This is a genomic window from Moritella yayanosii (assembly GCF_900465055.1).
GTDB lineage: Bacteria > Pseudomonadota > Gammaproteobacteria > Enterobacterales > Moritellaceae > Moritella > Moritella yayanosii.
In genome coordinates this window covers 3,970,199-3,990,522 of sequence record NZ_LS483250.1, presented here as the reverse complement: position 1 = coordinate 3,990,522, position 20,324 = coordinate 3,970,199, and the positions used below count along the sequence as shown (strand labels likewise).

Annotated in this window: 24 protein-coding genes and 1 pseudogene; 8 read left to right on the top strand and 17 right to left on the bottom strand. The window is 41.9% G+C overall.

The window, feature by feature from the left end:
* Positions 1-6 precede the first annotated feature (6 nt).
* Complete coding sequence (dapA, locus tag MORIYA_RS18590) at positions 7-885, bottom strand: 4-hydroxy-tetrahydrodipicolinate synthase (RefSeq protein WP_112717625.1); 879 nt, start codon at positions 883-885, stop codon at positions 7-9.
* Between the two features lie 208 nt (positions 886-1,093).
* On the opposite strand from dapA, the gene MORIYA_RS18585 reads away from it, so the two are divergent.
* The gene (locus MORIYA_RS18585) at positions 1,094-1,633 is read left to right on the top strand and encodes a glycine cleavage system protein R (RefSeq protein WP_112717623.1); all 540 of its coding nucleotides are present in this window, start codon (positions 1,094-1,096) and stop codon (positions 1,631-1,633) included.
* A gap of 74 nt (positions 1,634-1,707) precedes the next feature.
* On the opposite strand, the gene moeB is transcribed toward MORIYA_RS18585, so the two are convergent.
* The 4 genes from moeB to MORIYA_RS18565 all read right to left on the bottom strand — a co-directional run bounded on the left by moeB (position 1,708) and on the right by MORIYA_RS18565 (position 5,043).
* Positions 1,708-3,126: a molybdopterin-synthase adenylyltransferase MoeB gene (moeB, locus tag MORIYA_RS18580; protein ID WP_232011670.1), complete on the bottom strand. Its 1,419-nt coding sequence runs from the start codon at positions 3,124-3,126 to the stop codon at positions 1,708-1,710.
* A 1-nt stretch (position 3,127) separates the two neighbouring features.
* A complete protein-coding gene (locus MORIYA_RS18575) occupies positions 3,128-3,553 on the bottom strand; it encodes a M67 family metallopeptidase (protein ID WP_112717621.1) in 426 nt (141 codons plus the stop codon).
* A 2-nt stretch (positions 3,554-3,555) separates the two neighbouring features.
* Positions 3,556-4,443, bottom strand: coding sequence for a PLP-dependent cysteine synthase family protein (locus MORIYA_RS18570; protein ID WP_112717619.1), 888 nt, complete (start codon positions 4,441-4,443; stop codon positions 3,556-3,558).
* Between the two features lie 114 nt (positions 4,444-4,557).
* Positions 4,558-5,043, bottom strand: coding sequence for a DUF6314 family protein (locus MORIYA_RS18565; protein ID WP_112717617.1), 486 nt, complete (start codon positions 5,041-5,043; stop codon positions 4,558-4,560).
* A 184-nt stretch (positions 5,044-5,227) separates the two neighbouring features.
* On the opposite strand from MORIYA_RS18565, the gene bcp reads away from it, so the two are divergent.
* Positions 5,228-5,737 (top strand): thioredoxin-dependent thiol peroxidase, encoded by a 510-nt coding sequence (gene bcp / locus MORIYA_RS18560; RefSeq protein ID WP_112717615.1) that lies wholly within the window; start codon positions 5,228-5,230, stop codon positions 5,735-5,737.
* Positions 5,738-5,941: 204 nt separating this feature from the next.
* Here the strand turns inward: bcp and MORIYA_RS20870 are convergent, their stop codons facing one another.
* Together MORIYA_RS20870 and MORIYA_RS18555 are read right to left on the bottom strand one after the other, a co-directional pair.
* Positions 5,942-6,085 carry a hypothetical protein gene (locus MORIYA_RS20870; RefSeq protein WP_162629294.1) on the bottom strand — a complete coding sequence of 48 codons (144 nt, stop codon included), beginning with the start codon at positions 6,083-6,085 and terminating at the stop codon, positions 5,942-5,944.
* A 331-nt stretch (positions 6,086-6,416) separates the two neighbouring features.
* A complete protein-coding gene (locus tag MORIYA_RS18555) occupies positions 6,417-6,689 on the bottom strand; it encodes a hypothetical protein (RefSeq protein ID WP_112717613.1) in 273 nt (90 codons plus the stop codon).
* A gap of 303 nt (positions 6,690-6,992) precedes the next feature.
* On the opposite strand from MORIYA_RS18555, the pseudogene MORIYA_RS21855 reads away from it, so the two are divergent.
* Positions 6,993-7,220, top strand: a pseudogene (locus tag MORIYA_RS21855) (phenylalanine 4-monooxygenase); the annotation flags it as partial.
* A 66-nt stretch (positions 7,221-7,286) separates the two neighbouring features.
* Positions 7,287-7,628, top strand: coding sequence for a 4a-hydroxytetrahydrobiopterin dehydratase (locus MORIYA_RS18540; protein WP_112717611.1), 342 nt, complete (start codon positions 7,287-7,289; stop codon positions 7,626-7,628).
* Between the two features lie 114 nt (positions 7,629-7,742).
* On the opposite strand, the gene MORIYA_RS18535 is transcribed toward MORIYA_RS18540, so the two are convergent.
* The 3 genes from MORIYA_RS18535 to MORIYA_RS18525 all read right to left on the bottom strand — a co-directional run bounded on the left by MORIYA_RS18535 (position 7,743) and on the right by MORIYA_RS18525 (position 10,310).
* Positions 7,743-8,810, bottom strand: a complete 1,068-nt coding sequence (locus tag MORIYA_RS18535) for an AI-2E family transporter (protein ID WP_112717609.1) — start codon at positions 8,808-8,810, stop codon at positions 7,743-7,745.
* Positions 8,811-8,853: 43 nt separating this feature from the next.
* The gene (locus MORIYA_RS18530; RefSeq protein ID WP_112718673.1) at positions 8,854-9,105 is read right to left on the bottom strand and encodes a sulfurtransferase TusA family protein; all 252 of its coding nucleotides are present in this window, start codon (positions 9,103-9,105) and stop codon (positions 8,854-8,856) included.
* A 230-nt stretch (positions 9,106-9,335) separates the two neighbouring features.
* Positions 9,336-10,310, bottom strand: coding sequence for a porin (locus MORIYA_RS18525; protein WP_112717607.1), 975 nt, complete (start codon positions 10,308-10,310; stop codon positions 9,336-9,338).
* 208 nt (positions 10,311-10,518) lie between these two features.
* On the opposite strand from MORIYA_RS18525, the gene MORIYA_RS18520 reads away from it, so the two are divergent.
* The gene (locus tag MORIYA_RS18520) at positions 10,519-10,905 is read left to right on the top strand and encodes a DUF423 domain-containing protein (protein WP_112717605.1); all 387 of its coding nucleotides are present in this window, start codon (positions 10,519-10,521) and stop codon (positions 10,903-10,905) included.
* Here the strand turns inward: MORIYA_RS18520 and MORIYA_RS21480 are convergent.
* The 4 genes from MORIYA_RS21480 to MORIYA_RS18505 form a co-directional block, all read right to left on the bottom strand.
* Positions 10,898-11,089, bottom strand: coding sequence for a hypothetical protein (locus tag MORIYA_RS21480; protein ID WP_232011668.1), 192 nt, complete (start codon positions 11,087-11,089; stop codon positions 10,898-10,900). The two genes, MORIYA_RS18520 and MORIYA_RS21480, sit on opposite strands and share 8 nt — an antisense overlap.
* A 5-nt stretch (positions 11,090-11,094) precedes the next feature.
* Positions 11,095-11,250, bottom strand: a complete 156-nt coding sequence (locus MORIYA_RS21475; RefSeq protein WP_232011667.1) for a hypothetical protein — start codon at positions 11,248-11,250, stop codon at positions 11,095-11,097.
* A gap of 424 nt (positions 11,251-11,674) precedes the next feature.
* Positions 11,675-12,007 carry an iron-sulfur cluster insertion protein ErpA gene (erpA, locus tag MORIYA_RS18510; RefSeq protein ID WP_085983555.1) on the bottom strand — a complete coding sequence of 111 codons (333 nt, stop codon included), beginning with the start codon at positions 12,005-12,007 and terminating at the stop codon, positions 11,675-11,677.
* 207 nt (positions 12,008-12,214) lie between these two features.
* Entirely contained in the window at positions 12,215-12,910 is a 696-nt protein-coding gene (locus MORIYA_RS18505) for a DUF6776 family protein (RefSeq protein ID WP_112717601.1), read from the bottom strand.
* A 203-nt stretch (positions 12,911-13,113) separates the two neighbouring features.
* Here MORIYA_RS18505 and hemL point away from each other — a divergent pair, with 203 nt between their 5' ends.
* Both hemL and MORIYA_RS18495 read left to right on the top strand, forming a co-directional pair.
* The gene (hemL, locus tag MORIYA_RS18500) at positions 13,114-14,406 is read left to right on the top strand and encodes a glutamate-1-semialdehyde 2,1-aminomutase (protein ID WP_112717599.1); all 1,293 of its coding nucleotides are present in this window, start codon (positions 13,114-13,116) and stop codon (positions 14,404-14,406) included.
* A 374-nt stretch (positions 14,407-14,780) separates the two neighbouring features.
* The gene (locus MORIYA_RS18495) at positions 14,781-15,455 is read left to right on the top strand and encodes a TIGR04219 family outer membrane beta-barrel protein (RefSeq protein WP_112717597.1); all 675 of its coding nucleotides are present in this window, start codon (positions 14,781-14,783) and stop codon (positions 15,453-15,455) included.
* 115 nt (positions 15,456-15,570) lie between these two features.
* Here the strand turns inward: MORIYA_RS18495 and mrcB are convergent, their stop codons facing one another.
* Together mrcB and MORIYA_RS18485 are read right to left on the bottom strand one after the other, a co-directional pair.
* A complete protein-coding gene (gene mrcB, locus MORIYA_RS18490) occupies positions 15,571-17,802 on the bottom strand; it encodes a penicillin-binding protein 1B (RefSeq protein ID WP_112717595.1) in 2,232 nt (743 codons plus the stop codon).
* A gap of 128 nt (positions 17,803-17,930) precedes the next feature.
* Positions 17,931-18,419, bottom strand: a complete 489-nt coding sequence (locus MORIYA_RS18485) for a GNAT family N-acetyltransferase (RefSeq protein WP_112717593.1) — start codon at positions 18,417-18,419, stop codon at positions 17,931-17,933.
* A 174-nt stretch (positions 18,420-18,593) separates the two neighbouring features.
* On the opposite strand from MORIYA_RS18485, the gene arfB reads away from it, so the two are divergent.
* Complete coding sequence (gene arfB / locus MORIYA_RS18480) at positions 18,594-19,007, top strand: alternative ribosome rescue aminoacyl-tRNA hydrolase ArfB (RefSeq protein ID WP_112717591.1); 414 nt, start codon at positions 18,594-18,596, stop codon at positions 19,005-19,007.
* On the opposite strand, the gene MORIYA_RS18475 is transcribed toward arfB, so the two are convergent.
* The gene (locus MORIYA_RS18475; protein WP_112717589.1) at positions 18,997-20,313 is read right to left on the bottom strand and encodes a peptidoglycan DD-metalloendopeptidase family protein; all 1,317 of its coding nucleotides are present in this window, start codon (positions 20,311-20,313) and stop codon (positions 18,997-18,999) included. The two genes, arfB and MORIYA_RS18475, sit on opposite strands and share 11 nt — an antisense overlap.
* Between the last annotated feature and the right edge of the window lie 11 nt (positions 20,314-20,324).

Below are 20,324 nucleotides of genomic sequence, written 5' to 3'. Positions count from 1 at the left end.
AAAAATTTATGCATCCACTGCAAGCGCGAGTGCCGCACTCACTTGAGCATGATATTGCTGATCTAATTCAATTAACGGTAACCGTAAATTAGCCGTTGCAGTCAAAGATAACTGGTTGCACGCCCATTTTACCGGGATTGGGTTGGCTTCGACAAATAAATCTTGGTGTAAACGCATTAATTTGTTATTAATTTCAGTCGCTTCTTGACGTTTTCCTGCTAATGCTAACGAACACATACGGCTCATGGCATCGGCAGCGACATTACTAGTAACAGAAATAACCCCATTACCGCCTTGCAACATAAATTCACAGCCCGTGGCATCATCACCACTATATAGCAAAAAATCATCTGGAAGGAAGGGTTTAAGCTGAGTTAAACGCGTTAAATCACCGGTAGCATCTTTGATGCCTATGATAGCATTAAGTTCCGCTAATCTAACCACGATCTCATTACTCATATCACACCCCGTACGACTGGGTACATTGTACAAAATCTGAGGTAAATCACAGGCTTCAGTGATCGCTTTATAATGCTGATATAACCCTTCTTGGGTTGGCTTATTATAATAAGGCGTGACACAAAGTCCGGCTGTTACGCCTAGCTTGTGTAATTCTTGACTTAACTTAATGGCGTTACGAGTGCTATTTGACCCTGAACCAGCAATAATTGCGATACGACCTTGCGCCATGTCCAGTACTGCTTTAACCACGGAAAGGTGCTCATCTTGGGTAAAAGTACAAGACTCTCCAGTCGTGCCCAATACCGCTAATGCGATGGTATTGCTCTGGATGTGATATTCAACTAAACCTTGTAAAGAGCAAAGATCGACGTCTCCATTGTCGAGCATCGGAGTGATAAGTGCGACGATATTACCTGTTAACATATAGGCCTTGTTATAACTGACGATAAAACACATGGCATAGTAATATGTAGCAGTCAGTTGCCGCAAGCATATTCTGGTTATATACCTGCCAACATCAATATGCGGGTTGATAATCTCGCGGATTGTTGCATCTTGAAGTTGCTTGGGTATATCATGCTCTACTGTTTACTTACTGTAATTGACTCAGAATAAAAGGACCTGGAACAAAATGACGCAGAATTTAGTTATCACCGCCCTTGGCAGCAATAGTCCAGGTATCGTCCACAAACTGATTGGCCACGTCAGTAATTGCGGCTGTAATATCGTCGATAGCAGACTGGCTATTTTTGGAAATGAGTTCACCCTGATCATGCTATTGTCTGGTGAATGGAACGCCATTATCCAACTTGAATCTAGCTTGCCAATAAAGAGCCAAGAGCTCGACTTAATTACCATGATGAAGCGCACCGAACGTCACGAACCAATTAGCTATGATCATACCATTGAAGTTGAAGTAACGATCCCTGATGCAACCGGCATTATCGAGAAATTTACGTTATTCTTTACCAATAATAATCTTAATTTAGCCGGACTACGCTCAGAGATATTAACCGCGGCAGACAACTCAGATATACTTAAAGCACATTTTACGCTAAATACGACGTCTGATTGTGATTTGGCTGTTTTAAAATCGGAACTCAGCGGACTGTGTACTATTTTGAATGCTGAATATCACTTCACGGTCGATAACAAGGTGATCACGGCTTAATTAAGTATTTTCGATATCATCGCGGTTAATCATCGCGATTAACCGTGGTGAGTTTACCTGCCTAACACACTACGTCAATAACGGATCAACTTATCATCGACCGCATCCGCCCAGGCTAAAATACCCCCTGTCAGATTAAACACATGCTTATAACCCTGAGTACTAAACTGCTGACATACTGTCGCAGAGCGCCCACCTAGCTTGCAATGAACCACTAGCACTTGTTCAGTATTGAACTCCGCCATATGTGCATCAATCTGTGCCATGGGAATATGCTGACTCGGCATTATCTTACAAATCTCACGCTCATAAGGTTCTCTCACATCGATTAACACTAAGGGGTCGTTAGCATCCAACTTCTGCTTTAGTTCCTGCGGGCTGATGTCCTGATAACTGCGTGGTTCAGTACTGGTGGTGATTCCACAAAATTGCTGATAATCAATCAATGCATGAATAGACGGGTGCTGACCACATAACGGGCAATCCGGATTTTTTTCAATCTGTAGATATTCAAATTCCATTTTTAGCGCATCATACAGCAGCAACTTACCCGATAAGCTATCACCGATGTTGGTGATCATTTTAATCGCTTCGGTCGCCTGAATTGAAGCGATAATCGCCGGTAATACCCCAAGCACACCACCTTCGGCACAAGAAGGCACTAACCCGGGCGGCGGCGGGGATGGATAAAGACAACGATAACAGGGCCCTTGTTGATAATTAAACACCGTTGCCTGACCGTCGAAGCGAAAAATACTGCCGTAAATATTCGGTTTATTCAGCAATACACAAGCATCATTCACCAGATAACGGGTGGGAAAATTATCGGTACCATCAATCACCAGATCATAAGGTTCAATCAACTGCATGGCATTAGCACTGGTCAGTAGCTCGGCATAACAACTGATTTTAATATAAGGATTAAGCTGACGCAGACGCGCCGCGGCACAATCTACTTTCGGCTTGCCGATATCATCGATGGTATACAGTACTTGCCGTTGCAAATTAGATTCTTCGACAACGTCATTATCCACGATACCTAAATGACCAACTCCCGCCGCAGCAAGATACAAACCCAACGGGCAACCTAACCCCCCCGCGCCAATAATTAAAATACTGGCGGATTTTAGCAACTCTTGCCCTTCAATGCCCATTTCGGGCAACATGATATGGCGGCTATAACGACTCAACTCCAGCGCCGACAATCGGCTGTCACTGCCACCCGCTATGGCTGGCACGATACGCAGTTCACTGCCTTGGTGTAAACGGGTATTTAGTCCTTGCTGCTGGCGAATATCGACCTTGTCGTGAAATAAATTAACGAAATTACGCAGCTGCCCGCTGTCATCCATGACTTGTAATTTCAGATCTGGATACAGAATAAATAGCTGTTCAAGTGCCGTTGCAACACTGTCAGCTTCAACCTCTACGGCACGGCTATTATCGGTAAAACGCCGCAATGGGGATGGGATTTTTAGCGTCACTGTCATCATATTAATCTCCCAGATTAATAACTTCCTGATGGAATTCACTGCGATCATCGCTCAATTGCCACGACCGATAACTGCGCACTCGACCCGCAAACACAGCAATAATGATGTAACTGAGCCCTGGCCAGGCATGCAGCCGATCAAATTCAGAAGGCTGGTCGGGATGATCAGGGTGAGAATGGACAATACTAATGATGCTTTGCCCATTGGCATCGGCTGTATCTTCGGCTAATTGATAGGCCATGGGATCAATAAGAAAACGCCGCTGTTGATTGTGCCCATGATCATTGTCACAGGGAATATAATAATCGCCCTTAGCCACACCAGCTGCGTATGAACCAATAATAAAGCCACAACTCTCATTGGGAAAACAAGACTCAGCCTGATCTAGCATCGCTGACTTGATCGCGGCATTAATTTCAATCGTCATGATTACCATAACCCCGTACTGAAATAACGCTCGCCACTGTCACACATTAAGGTGGTCACCACCCCTTCTGACAACTCCGCCATTAATTTACAGCAGCCCGCAAGGTATGCCCCGGAAGATTGCCCGACAAAATAACCTCGACGGGCCATAGTAAGACACATGCTTTTGGCTTCATCAGCGCTCACATCAAGCCAACGATCAACCAAAGAGCCGTCAAAAATTTTCGGTAAAATATCTTCTTTTTCGCCCAAGGGTTTCAGGCCTTCGATACCCGGCCAACGCTCGGGGCGAATACCCACGATGACAACTGCCGGATACTTGGCTTTTAGCCGCCTAGCGATGCCCGTTAAGGAGCCGCCAGTGCCGACACCACAGACAAAATGGGTAATGGGACCTGATACCTGCGCAATGAGCTCCGCGCCCGTGCCGTGGTAATGCGCAAGCACATTGGCTTGATTACTGTATTGGTCAGCAAAGAAATATTTATCTGGTGAGTTGGCATATAATTCATGCACATGACGAATGGCTTGATCGTAACCTTCTAACGCATCGGTCTCGATCAATTGCGCACCGTGGGCTCGCAGACGCATTTTTCTTTCGTTGCTGGCATTGTCGGGGATCACGATGTTGACCGCATAGCCGAGTGCGGCGCCAATCATGCTGTAAGAAATACCGGCATTACCGCTACTGGAATCGAGAATTATTTTACCTGGCTGTAACAGGCCGTCTTCAATAGCGCGCGTTAGGATCAGTTTCACCGAGCGGTCTTTAAGTGAACCGCCGGGATTCATCCACTCGGCTTTGGCAAACAAACTGACACACTCAGGCTGTGGGCTTAGAAAACTCAGATTAATTAACGGCGTATTACCAATTAAATCTAGCACTTCCATGGCGCTCTCAAATAACGTATTTAACGTCAAAGTTATCGGGTCTAAATAGTGTTTATAAGTAAGGAATAGTATAGTTGACGATTAACCGAAGAACAAAAAATGCGCTAATGTCCCTTATACCCAATAAATATAATCTAAGACTTCACGCTTCTTAGGCCCCTGGATGCGCCACTGCATAACCAGACTATCGATATGTAATACAAATGAGGCATCGTAATTATCTGCCGCGCATTGATGTGATTGACGCGTGACTAATTCACCCTGGCCATTTTCAATAATATCAAACAAAAATACCGGTTTATCCCAACCAAAGCGTAAATGGGTTAAACCAATATGATCGCCTTCGAACTCCCACAAATATTGGTTATGCATCGACACTTTACGATCTGCTGTCACGTAATAATCGCCACGCTCGATAGTTTCGATAATCGCGCCGGATCCAGGCTCGTCCGATTTAACGTCATTAGTACCGGCACGGCGTTTAATTAAGCCCTGCCCTTCACCTTGCCAACCAGTGACAGAGTCATTGTCGGCATTGACCTTGAAACTAAATCTGTTCAAGCGATTCAGTAGGGTCCACAAGTTAGTCAATGTTTGCACTATCTTCTCCTTAAATACTATTTATCACTATTTATCACTATTTATCGCTATTTTATTCATGTTTTATCCATGTACCGAGTCCATTAATGCCTATTCGTAATAGTCCTTGTCGAGATGGAAAAACTCCCGCACAATAGTCTCATACGATTTATTCATAATCTGTTAATAGTTAGGACTCATATTCATGCAAACTTTAAAGTCTGGTGATAAAGCACCATCGTTTACTCTGCTAAACCAACATAATGAAAGCATTTCTCTTGATTCATTCGCAGGCAAAAAAGTCTTAGCTTATTTCTACCCAAAAGCAATGACGCCGGGTTGTACAACACAAGCGCAAAAACTACGTGATCATATCACAGCATTCACTGAGTTAAATGTAGTCGTAGTAGGCATCAGCCCTGATGAAGTGGAACGCCTAACTAAATTCAGCGACCGTGATGAATTAAACTTTAGCCTACTTTCAGACCCTGACCATGCAGTCGCAGACGGATTCGGCGTCTGGGGTCTGAAAAAATTCATGGGTAAGGAGTTTGATGGTATCCACCGTCTGTCTTTCTTAATCGATGAGCAAGGTACGATTGAACACGTATTCACTTCAGCATCGCTAAAAGCAGTGCCGTTAGAAGGCGAATACAGCAAGTTTAAGACGAAAGAACATCACCAAGTAGTATTGGATTATTTAGCGACTAAATAGGCGCGGTTAATTTAGTTTCTGATTAGTTGTAAGAACAATACAAAGCCAACAGAATTTGAGGATGTAATGACTCAGGTTTGTTGGCTTTTTGTTTTGAAAAAATGATTAGAGCTGGGGGGGAGTTGAAACCCGTGGCTGATGATGAACTTCTTACATAAAATTCGTAACACGCAGTGGTGCTTCACTTCTTAATTTTTGGCCAAATTAGCTCTGCCACTGCAGTTCTTTGGCTTTCTTAATATACATTTCCATTTGGATCACCAGCTGTTCAATTTCTTGCTGCCCATTTTCAGATTCCGCTAATTTTTTTTCAAAATCACAAAGCATCAATTTGATGGCCTTTACCATTTTTCACCTCACTATTTCACCCGCAAACAACGCGAACTATAATGAGAATTATGGTGTATATCTAATTATATTTCAACGCTTTATTTTAATTTAGAGATGCGGAGATATAAAATGCAGATAAGATTAAAAGCTGAGAACGGAGTTTCTAGACCCCTGCCCAATTAAATACCGCTATCTGCCAATATATCAAATATCACTATCACGCCGAATATTAGAGAGTAAGCGTATATTACGTTTAAAATAATCACGACAAGAAGGTAAGGTAAAAATAATGAATGATAAATAAACTCAATGTAAACCGCAAGCTGCCACTATATATTATTAAAAAGGTCTAATCCACCAGCCCATTACGCTTTAAACCGCGCCGGACATTCTTACACAACTTACCAACGCGGTTCAATTCATCAAAAGTCGGCGCGGTGCCCTGCTTAACTTGGTCTTCCCAATAACAAAGTTCAGAATCGACTAATTCTAATAATTTCTTCGGACAACCTTCACACGAATCACCACAGATACTGGATTCCGGTGCATAGAAAGGAAAAACGTCGCGCACTTCTGCAATAAGATTTGTCATTGCACTAGAAAGATCAGGTTTTTGACTCATAATATTTTACTCATAAAGAGACCATCTAAGCACGACAAGAAAAGCGTCACTCGAGAATGGGATAACTTTGGAGTCGGAATTATAACGCCCCACCCCCTCATAAGAATTGATATGAGTCATTTATAAGTGTGATATTAATCACAGTTAATGCGAATGCAGTGATCAAACTTATTCGTGGCACTGCTGAGTTGCCCTGGTATCACGCCAATACCCATCTCAATCGCTTTAAGGTACAGTTGGTGTCCATCTATCCCCTTAGATAATACTACCGACAGAATACAGCCACCTTACAACCCGACTCATTCATACGCTTCGCTGTACAACCGTCAAACCAAGATTATTAAAGACCGTGCCTGTGATGAATTTATTACCGGTATCGAACTGCTACAAATGGGCGTCGAGAATGTGCCTGCTTTAATTGGTTTTGAACGTTTTTTTGAATTACTGGCGACCAAACGTTTTCCGGTAGCTACTTTCATTCGCACCAAAGCAGACATAGACTACATTCAAGAGCCGGATATTTTTCATGATGCCGCTTGTTAGGCAGAACCTGTATTTAACCCTTTTATTTTAAAATAATAGAAAAGAGTAATCATCATGACCGAATTAAATTTACAAAGTTGCCAAGCATGTCGTGCCGATGCACCACAAGTCAGCGACACAGAGTTAGCCGTATTAGTTAATCAGATCCCCGATTGGACGGTAGAAGTACGTGACAACATCATGCAATTAGAACGTGAATTTAAGTTTAAAAACTTTAAACAAGCGATCGCATTTACCAATCGAGTGGCAGATATGGCTGAAGTCGAAGGCCATCACCCTGCGTTATTAACAGAATGGGGCAAAGTAACGATCACCTGGTGGTCGCACAGCATTAAAAGCTTACATAAGAATGATTTTGTGTGCGCGGCTAAAACCGACACATTACTGGCTGAATAAACAAACAGCCCGTGACCTAACGTAAAATTTAGATCCACGAGCTGTTTATATACCCGTCGCCTTTGAAGCTGCATGAGTGTTGGGTATATGGCTACTTTTGATTAGACCAGCTAATTAAACTTCAGCTGGCGTATCTTCGCGTTTAGGCCAAGCGTTAAACACCGCTTTCACTAAGGTTGCTAATGGGATAGCGAAGAACACACCCCAGAATCCCCACAGGCCACCAAACACTAATACCGACATAATGATCGCAACGGGGTGTAAGTTTACCGCTTCAGAGAATAATATCGGTACTAATAAATTACCATCGAGTGCTTGCACGATACCGTAAGCCACCATCATATAAGTGAATTCAGGCGTTAGTCCCCACTGAAATAAACCCACAACCATAACAGGGACAGTCACTGCTGCCGCGCCAATGTAAGGAATTAATACCGAGAAACCCACCAATACCGCCAGCAGTGCTGCATATTGTAAATCAGTAAAGAAAAACACTAACCAAGTACAAAAACCAACAATGACAATTTCAAATACTTTACCGCGAATATAATTGGCAATTTGGCCGTTCATTTCGGTCCATACTTCCATCGCCAGACGACGATTCTGCGGCAAAATACTCACCAAGGCTTTAACCATAATGACCTTGTCTTTAAGCATGAAAAATACTAATAACGGCACTAAAATTGAATAAATCAGGATCGCAGCAATATCAAATAAAGACGCAAAAGAAGCACTTAATATCATCTCGCCAGATTTAACCACATGATCTTGCACTGCCAGCGAGGCGGTTTTAATCAACTCGGCATTAAAAATATCCGGATTTTCTTGTGGTAACATCAGTAAGAATTCTTGACCTTGCTTAAGCATAGTCGGCATTGCTTTAACCAGTGTCACCCCTTGCTGCCAGACAGTTGGTATTAACCCTAACGTGAGCATCACCATCATGGTGACAAACAGCAATAAAATAATCACAGTTGCCCAGGTTCTCGACAACCCTAAACGCATTAATCGTATTAATGGCCAATCCAGTAAATAAGCCAATACGATAGCCACTAAAAACGGGGTAATTAAGCTACCCGCGAAATAAATAACCGAAAAGCCAAATACTAATAGTAAGAATAAAGTGACTGCATGCGGGTCAGAAAAACGTTCCTGATACCAACGAGATACGACAGAGATCATAAATTGTGATTGCCTTAAGATTGAATTTATTGTTTATTAAGTGTTAAGTACTGAGCTGTGTCAGTGATAAGTGCTGCGTTAGTTTAGTGACCTTAATACGTAACATTAATGGACTGTTTTCTAATTCAACCACTGATTGACCAAGACTGATTAAAAATTTAGGTATATCTTGACGAGAACCAGGGTCGGTCAGTAATACGATAATTTCGGTGCCGAGCTCAACTTGCTTTAACCATAGTTTTACTTTTATCAATGGTAAAGGACAAGTGAAGGTACTAAGGTCTAATAGCTGCATTTTATTTATCCGACTTGTTAAGCTAAGAGGCTCAATAAAATGCCCGACGAGAAATCTCGAGTCATTATCAACTGTTTTCAAGCGATACACAACTAGGTTACGGTTTGAATATGAACTAGATAGAGAACTGCATGCAAAAAAGCGGTTAACCCGAAGATTAACCGCTTTTACGCATTCAACTATATTAATGTTCCGAGGCTAATTTAACGCCACGATAACTAACCTAGCGATTAAAAGCTGTAACGTGCCGCGAGATGGAAATCGTCATCCATACCGTCTACACCGTTAATGCGGTATTCAGCAACCGACCGTAAGCTTTTGTTAAAGTCATAACGCACACCGAATACTAAATCATCAACAACATCGGTTTTAACTGATGACACGGTGTCTTCGTGCTCTTGGACGTTATATAATATTTGAGCACGCAGTTGCTTGCTAATTTTGTATTCAACCATTAATTCATACGCCGTGTGGTCGGTATTTTGCCCTGCAAATTCGGAACCTTGTGCGAATGTGGCCGCTACTTTCACTGGGCCAGTTTTGTAACTTGCACCCACTAAGAAGATTGATGCATCATAATCATCAGTCGGTGAACTGCCATTAAAACCAGCCACGAGTGTTAAACCAAAATCAAGCTCATATGCCGCGGCTAAGCCGTATGCCGCATCACTTTCTGCATCACTTTGGGTATCGTCAAGACGGTATGAAGCATCTAGCTGCAAAGCGCCGAATTTGTTGCTGTATTTTAATAAACTGCTATCACGACCTGTGCCATCGTGGTCTTTACCTACGCCCAGATTGCCACCGTATGCATTGGTATAAGCTGTATCAGTAATGTCTGACACTAATGAAACCGCACCATATTGACGACCGAAGCTGAATGCACCAACGTCACTGTCAAGACCAACATACGCTAAACGGGTTTTGGTTTTGTCTTGTTTCTCACCGTCAGCGAGATCCCACTGTAGTTCATAACGAGCAAATGCCGATAGTGACTCAGAGATATCTGATTTCAGCTTAGCACCAATACGAATGTAAGCATCATTACCATAATTAGCATTTTTATCTTCACCACTAAAGTCATGTCCTGCATAAGCACGGCCATATACGTTAACAGATTGGTTATCATCATTATAAACTTCAACCGCGCCAACCGTTGAGGCGAATAAACTTGGTAATACCAGTGCCAGTAATGATTTTTTCATTTTAGATTCCATTGTGTTAACAAATATAAAAAATACGTTGTTGAGTAGTTGCTTTAATTGGAATCAATACTAAAGGTGAAATATGACAAAGATGTGTGATAAATATGAACAAAAAATGTAAGATAAATGACAACTTTATTACGTATTACAACAAACTAAGTCTTTCGACTGATTTATTTATAGTTATTAAAGGTAAGGTAACCGCACCATGCAGCACAACAAACTCAAGTATTTCCTGATCATCTGTTCCATTTTAATGTTTACCAATATTCTCGTGGGCACGTTAGGTGCACATTTATGGCATTCCCAGTTGGTATTACATAACGGGGTTACTAACTTTGCGACGGCGCGAGACTACTTATTTATTCATACATTAAGTGTGTTGTTTTTGGCTTTATTAGATAATAAATTCGCTGCCGGACGTTTTAACTGGGTCGCGGGTCTACAATTGGTGAGCATTATTACTTTTAGTGGTTCTTTGATACTTTATGCATTAACTGGTGAAAAATGGTTAAGCAACATCACGCCCTTCGGTGGCAGCGGTCTGATGTTGTCGTGGTTATTATTAGTTTGGCGTGCTTGCAAAATTAAATAATACTCGCGTTTAAATTACACTTTTCGATGTCATAAAAATCAATCATGGCATCACTGTCAACAACCCTCACATTTACCACGGCGTTGCCTTTATTCCAACGTTGACTTAATCGATCGCCCAATACCAACATACAGGGCGTCAATACTAAGGTCAGTACCGTCGCAAAGGTTAATCCGCTCGCCACAGCGGTTACCAATTGTGACCACGTGAGCGTATTGTCACACGCGGATCGAGCTCTAAACCTTTCATTAATTCCATTAACTTAGGCAGTTGCTCATTTAAGTTATAACTGGGCAATAAATCCGCTTCAATTTTTAGTGTTTGGCGGCCATCAACTTTATCCACCGAATCTTTTTTCTGCTCTGCGGTCAGAGTTTAAAATACACTTAATGGTACTTGCCCTGCGGCTGTTTTTAAACGTAAGTCTGCGAGACGGCTGATATGACGGTATTGCTCAGAGAAACGTACGCGAATATCCATCTCGTCATCAACATCTTCAGCGCGATCACTGACGCTTGAAATAATGGCTTCTTAACCATAGTGCAACATATTTAACCAGCGATAAATGCCAACAATAAAAAACAAGACGATCGGTCACAAACATTAAAAATAAACTATAAGCACTAACTTATTTATAATCTGAGTTTTATAATCTAAGACGGGATAACAAAATATGAGGGGGAATAACGGCTATATATAAAAGTGATATAAAATGCCGTACTTAACGACAGTTAAGTACGGCGAATCGTAATTGTTAATGAAACAACGCTTAAATTGAAAAACTTGAACCACAACCACATGTTGTTGTTGCATTCGGGTTGTTTACCAAGAAGCGTGAACCTTCTAAGCCATCAATGTAATCAACCGTGCCATCCACTAAATATTGTAAACTCATTGAATCCACAACCATAGTCACGCCGTTCTTTTCAATAACAGTGTCACCAAAATTAATTTTTTCATCAAAAGTAAAACCATAAGAGAAACCAGAACAACCGCCACCAGTCACATACACGCGTAATTTCAGCGCCAGGTTTTCTTCTTCCGTAATTAATTCTTTCACTCTTGCTGCAGCCGCATCACTAAAATGAATTGGTAATACCATATCATCTGCACTTGCTTCCACAGCAACAGGTATAACAGCTTGTTCAACAACTTCGTTATTGTTAGCCTGAGTTGCACCAACGTCTGTAAATAGTTCCATATCTGATCTCACTTAAACTCGATTTATACATTCAATTATCTAATACCTGACTAATTCAGTCAACTATCGTTTATCAACATTCAACGCTGGTAGCATTAATGGCGGCAATTACCCAGAGATCGAGTCACTGTTTTGTAATACCGCACTCCAGTCAAAGTTCTGTTTTAACTTGATGCTCGAATTCCAACGATTCCCCTTTACCTTACCAATAAACTGCACCCGTTCCGGCACAAAACCCAGTGGGAATTTTATCGATGCTTCTATCGTTTGGAAGTAACGGAATGAAAACTTGAGTTGTTGCTGGATGTCATCGACTAATTCATTCCAAGTGTACTCTGCAGGTTCTCCTGCTAGGCTACCATAGAAAACTAAATCCGCAGTGGCTTTAATATGACGTTTTTTCTTTTGCACCTGCATTAATACTAGCTGCATAAAATAATAGTTTTCACTCACTTCCGGAATGAATGTAAGGCTTTCTAATTTAACACCATTAATCACGTCTTCTGGCGCCATGATGCGTTGATAAAAAATCAACTCACGTTTTAGTTCGGTATTTTCATTCAATAACATACGTTGCTGCTCAGTTAACTGTTCCACTAATATTGCGCTGATTTGCAGTTCAGCTTCGATCTGAGCTTTCATTTTAGTCACTTCTGTTAAACCGGTACTTAATCGTGCAATTTCATCATCTTTCATGACTATTCTTGCTGCTGACGCCATGCTTTTCAGGTAATAAAAACCATAACCCAATAATATAGCGAGCGCTAATAATACGATGTAACGTGGTTTAATAATCTTAAACATGTCAGCCTTTAGTCGTGAAGAAACATAAAATATAGCGCTATTTTAACGATTCTGCTGATGAAAACAAAGCCTAGTTAGATGCCAGTAGCTAAAAATGTAAAAAAACTACGTTTACACCACTTAACAGGTATAATAACGCCCTAAAAATATTTCTTACTATTTCTTATATATGTCGTCTCTGACAGTAGATAAAAGGATTGCAGATGTCTAAATCAAGCCAACTTTTCACGCAAGCTCAAGCCATTATTCCTGGTGGCGTTAACTCACCGGTGCGCGCATTCAATGGCGTGGGTGGTAGCCCAGTCTTTATTCAACGTGCCGAAGGCGCGCGTATCTATGATGTAGATGACAATGCCTATATTGATTATGTTGGTTCATGGGGACCAATGATCTTGGGTCATAACCACCCAGCAATCAAATCTGCAGTACTTGCTGCCGTTGAAAATGGTTTAAGTTTTGGTGCACCGACTGAAATCGAAGTGATCATGGCGCAAAAAGTTCTAGCAATGGTGCCATCTATGGACCAGATCCGCATGGTTAGCTCCGGTACAGAAGCAACCATGAGTGCGATCCGTCTAGCGCGTGGTTACACTCATCGTGACAAGATCTTAAAATTTGAAGGTTGCTACCACGGCCATGCTGACTCACTACTGGTTAAAGCGGGTTCTGGTGCATTAACATTAGGTCAGCCAAGTTCTCCTGGTATCCCTGCTGATTTTGCTAAGCTTACCCTTACAGCAACGTTCAATGATTTAGCATCAGTTGAAACACTATTTGCTGAATACCCAGAAGATATCGCTTGTATCATTGTCGAACCTGTTGCAGGCAACATGAACTGCATTCTACCACAACCTGGTTTCCTACAAGGATTGCGTAGCATCTGTGATAAATACAATGCAGTACTTATCTTTGATGAAGTAATGACAGGTTTCCGTGTAGCCACAGGCGGTGCCCAAGCTCTCTATCAAGTAAAACCAGACCTAACAACCTTAGGTAAAGTGATCGGTGGCGGCATGCCTGTTGGCGCGTTTGGCGGTAAACTAGAGATCATGCAACACATTGCCCCAACAGGTCCGGTATACCAAGCGGGTACATTGTCAGGCAACCCAATTGCCATGGCGGCAGGCCTAGCGGCATTAACCGAAATTGACAAACCAGAAGTGGCGGCACAATTAAGTGCCAGCACCAAGCAATTAGCAGAAGGCCTTAAAGCAGCAGCGGCACGCCAAAACATCGCACTGGCAGTAAACTATGTGGGCGGTATGTTTGGTTTCTTCTTTACCGACCAAGCTGAAGTAACTGGTTTTGCTGATGTGTGTAAGTGTGATGCCGAACGTTTCAAGAAATTCTTCCACCTTATGTTAGCTGAAGGTGTTTATCTTGCACCGTCTGCATTTGAAGCGGGTTTCTTATCAACTGCACATACCAGTGCCGATATTGAAGCGACAATTGCAGCCGCTGAACGTTGTTTTGCTAAGTTAGCGTCACAATTTTAAACCTAAAAGTATGATAGAAGTACCATTTTTATCATTTTGTTAAGCCCTATTATTAGGGCTTTTTTGAGTGTTTTTTTTACCTCGTAAAAATACCAGTCCAAAATAAGCTTACTACTTTAGTTAAAATGATATAAATAACCCATTTAACATGATTATTTAACTGCAAAATGTATAATGACCAGCCAAATTAACTGCATGCGAACGGTTTTATAAAAGTTAACATTAGCGCTAAACTTTTTCCCACACCGGCCGAAAGTATTAACCGTGAGTTAATAGCATTAGGATTTGATGGATAAATATCTAATACTTATTAACTAAGGACGCTTGCTGTTACTGTTGCGCGATTAAATTACATAAATGAACATGGACTCATTATGAAAAAACAACTACTTGCACTAACTATTCTGACTGCTCTTTCAAACAACGTAACGGCTGATATGCTTGGCACCTACTTTGGTGCAGATGTATGGAAATCCGGTGTTGATGGCACACTTAGCTATAATAATACCGATTTTACGACTGATTACGAAGACACTTACAACTACCGTATCTACGCTAAATTTGAACACCCAATCCCATTAATTCCAAATGTGGCACTTAGTCTTTCTAATATTGACATTGAAGGTTCTTCAGCAGGTGAAAACATCAACCTAAAAACGGTTGATTTTACGCTGTATTATGAATTCTTAGACAATGACATTGTATCACTGGATGCCGGTGTTACCTGGCGTCAGCTGAATGGTACTTTCGAAGATGGTTCTACGGATGTGTCATTCTCAGGTCCGTTACCTATGGGTTATGCTTACGGTGAAGTTGGCTTACCTATGTTCCCACTTAAAGCCTTTGCGATGATCAATGCCATTGGTATCACGGGTGATGTATACGGCGATGCTGAAATCGGTCTTGCGTTCATGATCAACCCTGGTTATGTACTAGATTGGTCTATCCGTGCTGGCTACCGTATTCAACAGCTTGATTTTAAAGTTGATGACGTGAAAGCAGATGCAACCATTGACGGGGTATTTGTTGGTTTAGAAGGTCACTTCTAAATAGACAATATTATTACATGACGGTATTTATTGTCTGATGAATTAGATAGATAAACGGTGAGCGCTCAAGCTCGCCGTTGTTAGTTGTGGATGTCACCGACTGAATTCAGTTCAGCTAATTTATCGCCAAACTATCGGCACTACGTAATTTCATGTAATCACCAAATACCGTCAATGCACCGCTCGAACCGGTTAATGTGGAGGTTTTATTATCATCACGTCCCACCCAGACGGTCACTACATCGCGATTATCTAAACCGACAAACCAACTGTCACGTAAGTTATCAGTCGAGCCTGTTTTACCGGCAAAGTTAATCCCCGGAAATTGCCAACTTAAACGACGTGCAGTGCCTTGCTTGGCCACCAATGTCATATTATAAATCGTCAAATCAGTATCTTCACGCGAGAATCGACGGCTACCTTTTAAATTCTGTTGATAAACCAGATCACCGTCTGCATCCACGACTGCCACCAATACAGTTAACTTATAATACACCCCTCCTGTCGCAATGGTTTGATACATTTGTGAAACTTGGAACGGTGACATATTTAACGCCCCGAGCAACATCGACGGATAGTGATTATCGACCTTTTCAACGCCCAGTCGTTTTAAACTTTCAATGACATTATCAATGCCGAGCGCCATGCCTAAATTAACCGTTGGCACATTAAGCGACTGCATCAAGGCTTGGTATAACGGCACTTCACCACGGTATTTACGATCATAATTTTTCGGTTGCCAATTATTACCGTACTGATTATTTAACCGTAGCGGTTTATCTTCTAACGGTGAATTAAGGTCATAACCTTGTTCAAACGCCGTTAAATAAATCGCTGGTTTCACCACCGAGCCAATCGGACGTGAAGCATCAAGCGCCCGGTTAAAGCCGGCATACTGGGTATTACGTCCACCCACAATCGCAATCACACGACCATAATGACGGTCGGTTACCACCATTGCCACTTCTAATCCAGAGATGTGACGGGCTTTCTCTAACCGTGGCAGACCTTGTGTAATGGCGGTTTCAGCGGCACGCTGAGCAAGCGGATCTAAACTGGTAAATATTTTTAATCCCGATTGATCATACAAGGCATCACCAAACGTGGTTTTTAACTCACGGCGTAACAAGGATAAAAACGCGGGTACTTTAGATATACTCATGTGTCCACGCGGAATAATACCTAACGGTCTCGAGATAGCCTCGCGATATTCAGGGGTGCTGATCTTGCCATTTTTAGACAATAAACGAATGATCATGTCACGACGTTCTAGCGCACGTTCTGGATAACGCCAAGGATCATAAAACGACGGTCCTTTGACTACAGCAACCAACAATGCCATCTGCTCTATGGTGATCTCTGGTACTGGGCGACCAAAATAAAAGTAACTCGCTAACCCAAAACCATAAACACCATCACTGTAATTTTGGCCTAAATACACTTCATTAAGATAACCACTTAAAACCGCGTCTTTACTTAAACGGTAGTTAATCAATATTGCCATATAGGCTTCGTTAAACTTACGCCAATAACTACGCTGACGGGTTAAGAAGAAGTTTTTCACTAATTGCTGGGTTAAGGTACTACCGCCTTGTACAGTACGCCCGGCATTCATATTAGCGAATGCAGCGCGGATAATAGCAACCGGTGATATCCCGCTATGATGATAGAAATCACGATCTTCCACCAGCAATAAAGTATCAATTAACAGTTGTGGGTAATTTTGTAATTCAACCAAGATACGATCTTCTTGATTGGGTGCTTGTAAGGTATCAATCAGCATAGGATCGAGGTTAGCAGACTTAAGGTATTTACCGGTTTGCTGATCACGAATGCTGACTAAGCGGTTATCTGCGAAGGTTAAAAACAGCGCTTGATTAGGCTCGGTGCCATCAAGATAGGTAAAGCTGCGGCGAAATAATTCCACTTTGGTCTTGGAAACAGAAAACTGCCCGGCGCTACGCGGTTTTGCTACTTTTAAATAATTGAGTAATACCAGCTCTTCGACCAACTTTTCATGAGGTAAAAACATGCCAGGTGTTAACGCTAAACTACGCGCATAGATCTGCGCTGGTGTTTTCCAAATAGGGCCAGAGAATCGCGCTTGAATTTTACTGTCTAAATACATGCCGTAAAGAATAAAGATAGCCGAAAAAGCCAGACTAAATTTAAGGAGGAAAATGACGATACTGCGAGTCCAAGTGCGATCTTTTGCTTTTTTAGCCTTTTTCTTGGCTATTTTCCTGGCCGGGGATTTCGTTGTGATTTTCTTTGCTGCTGTGCTTGCAGCGGATTTTCGTTTCGTGACAGTCTTTTTGGTGTCATCACTTACGGGACGTTTAGCCAAAGGAAAGGGTCCTAGAAATTGCAGCAAATACGGTCAAATATGATCAAGTACGATCTCATAAAACGACGTAATAAAGAATGGCTAGTTTACCCTGTTCATACCCCACAACTCAACTAGCGCGAGGCAATTTAAACAACCTTTAGCATATATAATTCATTTTCAGTCAGCGCGTCAATCATCCCTGCTGGCTTTGCTATTTGTTGCTTAAATCCAGCGTGTTTATAAAAGGCTATCGCGTTTTCATTGTCTATCATGACGGTTAATTCTAGCTGTTGTAATTTATGCAACCGAGCCCAGGCTTCAACGTGTAACAATAATTGCTGACCAAGCCCCTTACCGATACTCGCTTGCACAATACCCATAACCAAAGATGCAGTATGACTATCGCCACTAATATAACCGGTTATACCAATCGCAAAACCAAGCAGCTTATGGCCGTCCTGCTCTATCACATACAGCACCTGGGTTGCTGAATTGATAAATAAGGCCAGATGCTCACTGAGTTCAGTGGCGTTATTTTTCTCCCCCATGGCCATAAACGGCGTTTCATCATTGAGTTGAGAAAATAACGCAGATAAGGCTTTAGCATCCGTTTCTTTGACTGGTCTAATTATCACTCTCAATATTCTCTAATCGCATAAAAGATAATAACCCCTGACAATTGAAAATTAACAATCGCATCAAACCAGAGTATCATAGGCACATCGCCAACCAGACGCTAGCGGTTACACACAACGAACCCAACGTCGGTCAGCTTAATATCGCACAGTAATATAACACCAAGGTTCATAATGATTTTCATCTCGAGCAATGTATCCATTCCCGATTCCGAAATTGATATCCAGGCCATCCGCGCGCAAGGTGCCGGTGGTCAAAACGTCAATAAAGTATCAACCGCGATCCATTTGCGCTTTGATATTAAAGCCTCGTCATTACCTGAATTTTACAAAGAAAGGTTATTGGCGTTAAATGATCATCGCATCACCAAAGATGGCGTCATCATCATTAAAAGTCAAGATTCGCGTAGTCAAGATTTTAACAAGCAGGTGGCGTTTGAACGCTTAATCGAACTGATTAAGCAGGCCACAGTGATCCAAAAGGCACGTCGTGCTACCAAGCCCAGTCGAAATGCCAAAAAAAAACGTATGGACACTAAAACTCAGCGTGGTAAAACCAAAAACATGCGCGGTAAAGTTAACTTTTAACGTGTTCCCAAGCCGCATGATAATTATTTAACGCCAGTTTAAATGCCGCTTGCTGGCGCTTATCAATCGCTGACGCAATCGGAATATCTGCAGTCATGGCATTCACCGCACGACCGCGCATATGTAGTTCGTAATGCAGATGTGGTCCGGTAATACGGCCACTATTTCCCGATAATGCAATTTTTTGGCCGCGTTTAACCCGTTGCCCTTTTCTCACTAATGCCTTACTCAGGTGCAAGAAACGAGTACGGTAGGTTTGACCGTTTGAGATCTCGATATACAAACCAGCATACTTATGATTAAGCACACGAGATACCACACCATCGCCGGTAGCGAAAATAGGTGTACCAATCGGCGTCGCAAAATCGGTGCCATTATGCGGACGTAATAAACCGGTCACTGGGTGTAAACGCTTTGGATTGAAGCTTGATGATATACGGTATTTACTGCTAACAGGACGACGCACAAAAGCACGTTCAATGCTTAAACCAGCTTCGTCATAATAAGCACCTTCGTACAAATAGGCACTAATATTACGGCTGCGATTATTAATACTCACCGCATCAATACGGTTTTCGCCCGTCAGTTGGTCACCTATATATTGACGAGATACCAATACTTTAAACGTATCACCAATACGGAAATCACGGCTGAAATTGATTTTATCTTTTAATAAACTGGCAATAAATTGCGCTTCAAATAACGATAATCCCGCTTTTTTTGCAGATCCTGAAAAACTGTACTCAATCTGGCCAATGTAGCTGTGCTCGCGCCATTCACCATCAACATTTATCTGTTCAAATTCAAAACCACTATCACCTTGGCGTTTATAAATTATTTGCTGCGCTAAGCTTATGTGTAATTCCAAACGCGTTAATTCCCCTTCAAATTCAGTAAAGATTAACATTTGTCCCGGTTTAATACTGTCTAATGCCAGCACGTTTAAATCCACTTCCAGAATTTGGTAAAGACTCTTTTGGCTTAGATCTAATTGCTCAAAAATAGCCCCTAAGGTGTCACCCTTTTGGATCACATAGTTAATTGTTTTGGGATAAGACTTGGCCAATTCTACTGCGATTGATGCCACTGCTGATTCGGTAACCATCGAGTTCGTCGTACTTGCTTCATCAAGTGGCGATGCTGGTTCATCGATAAGCGCGGTTGTCGCAATCGGCGCAGCCTTTATCGCAGTATTGGTATCGACTTTATCGCTCACCGGTAATAACGCGACAATACCAAGCAATACGCTGGTTAATAGTACCCACATCAGCACTAATTGTAATTTATTGTTCTTAATTGACGACATTAATGAATACC

Coding starts and splice junctions, on each gene's coding strand:
- dapA (WP_112717625.1), bottom strand. CDS start 885: ATGTTAACAGGTAATATCGTCGCACTTATCACTCCGATGCTCGACAAT.
- MORIYA_RS18585 (WP_112717623.1), top strand. CDS start 1,094: ATGACGCAGAATTTAGTTATCACCGCCCTTGGCAGCAATAGTCCAGGT.
- moeB (WP_232011670.1), bottom strand. CDS start 3,126: ATGATGACAGTGACGCTAAAAATCCCATCCCCATTGCGGCGTTTTACC.
- MORIYA_RS18575 (WP_112717621.1), bottom strand. CDS start 3,553: ATGACGATTGAAATTAATGCCGCGATCAAGTCAGCGATGCTAGATCAG.
- MORIYA_RS18570 (WP_112717619.1), bottom strand. CDS start 4,443: ATGGAAGTGCTAGATTTAATTGGTAATACGCCGTTAATTAATCTGAGT.
- bcp (WP_112717615.1), top strand. CDS start 5,228: ATGCAAACTTTAAAGTCTGGTGATAAAGCACCATCGTTTACTCTGCTA.
- MORIYA_RS20870 (WP_162629294.1), bottom strand. CDS start 6,085: ATGGTAAAGGCCATCAAATTGATGCTTTGTGATTTTGAAAAAAAATTA.
- MORIYA_RS18555 (WP_112717613.1), bottom strand. CDS start 6,689: ATGAGTCAAAAACCTGATCTTTCTAGTGCAATGACAAATCTTATTGCA.
- MORIYA_RS18540 (WP_112717611.1), top strand. CDS start 7,287: ATGACCGAATTAAATTTACAAAGTTGCCAAGCATGTCGTGCCGATGCA.
- MORIYA_RS18535 (WP_112717609.1), bottom strand. CDS start 8,810: ATGATCTCTGTCGTATCTCGTTGGTATCAGGAACGTTTTTCTGACCCG.
- MORIYA_RS18530 (WP_112718673.1), bottom strand. CDS start 9,105: ATGCAGCTATTAGACCTTAGTACCTTCACTTGTCCTTTACCATTGATA.
- MORIYA_RS18525 (WP_112717607.1), bottom strand. CDS start 10,310: ATGAAAAAATCATTACTGGCACTGGTATTACCAAGTTTATTCGCCTCA.
- MORIYA_RS18520 (WP_112717605.1), top strand. CDS start 10,519: ATGCAGCACAACAAACTCAAGTATTTCCTGATCATCTGTTCCATTTTA.
- erpA (WP_085983555.1), bottom strand. CDS start 12,007: ATGGTATTACCAATTCATTTTAGTGATGCGGCTGCAGCAAGAGTGAAA.
- MORIYA_RS18505 (WP_112717601.1), bottom strand. CDS start 12,910: ATGTTTAAGATTATTAAACCACGTTACATCGTATTATTAGCGCTCGCT.
- hemL (WP_112717599.1), top strand. CDS start 13,114: ATGTCTAAATCAAGCCAACTTTTCACGCAAGCTCAAGCCATTATTCCT.
- MORIYA_RS18495 (WP_112717597.1), top strand. CDS start 14,781: ATGAAAAAACAACTACTTGCACTAACTATTCTGACTGCTCTTTCAAAC.
- arfB (WP_112717591.1), top strand. CDS start 18,594: ATGATTTTCATCTCGAGCAATGTATCCATTCCCGATTCCGAAATTGAT.
- MORIYA_RS18475 (WP_112717589.1), bottom strand. CDS start 20,313: ATGTCGTCAATTAAGAACAATAAATTACAATTAGTGCTGATGTGGGTA.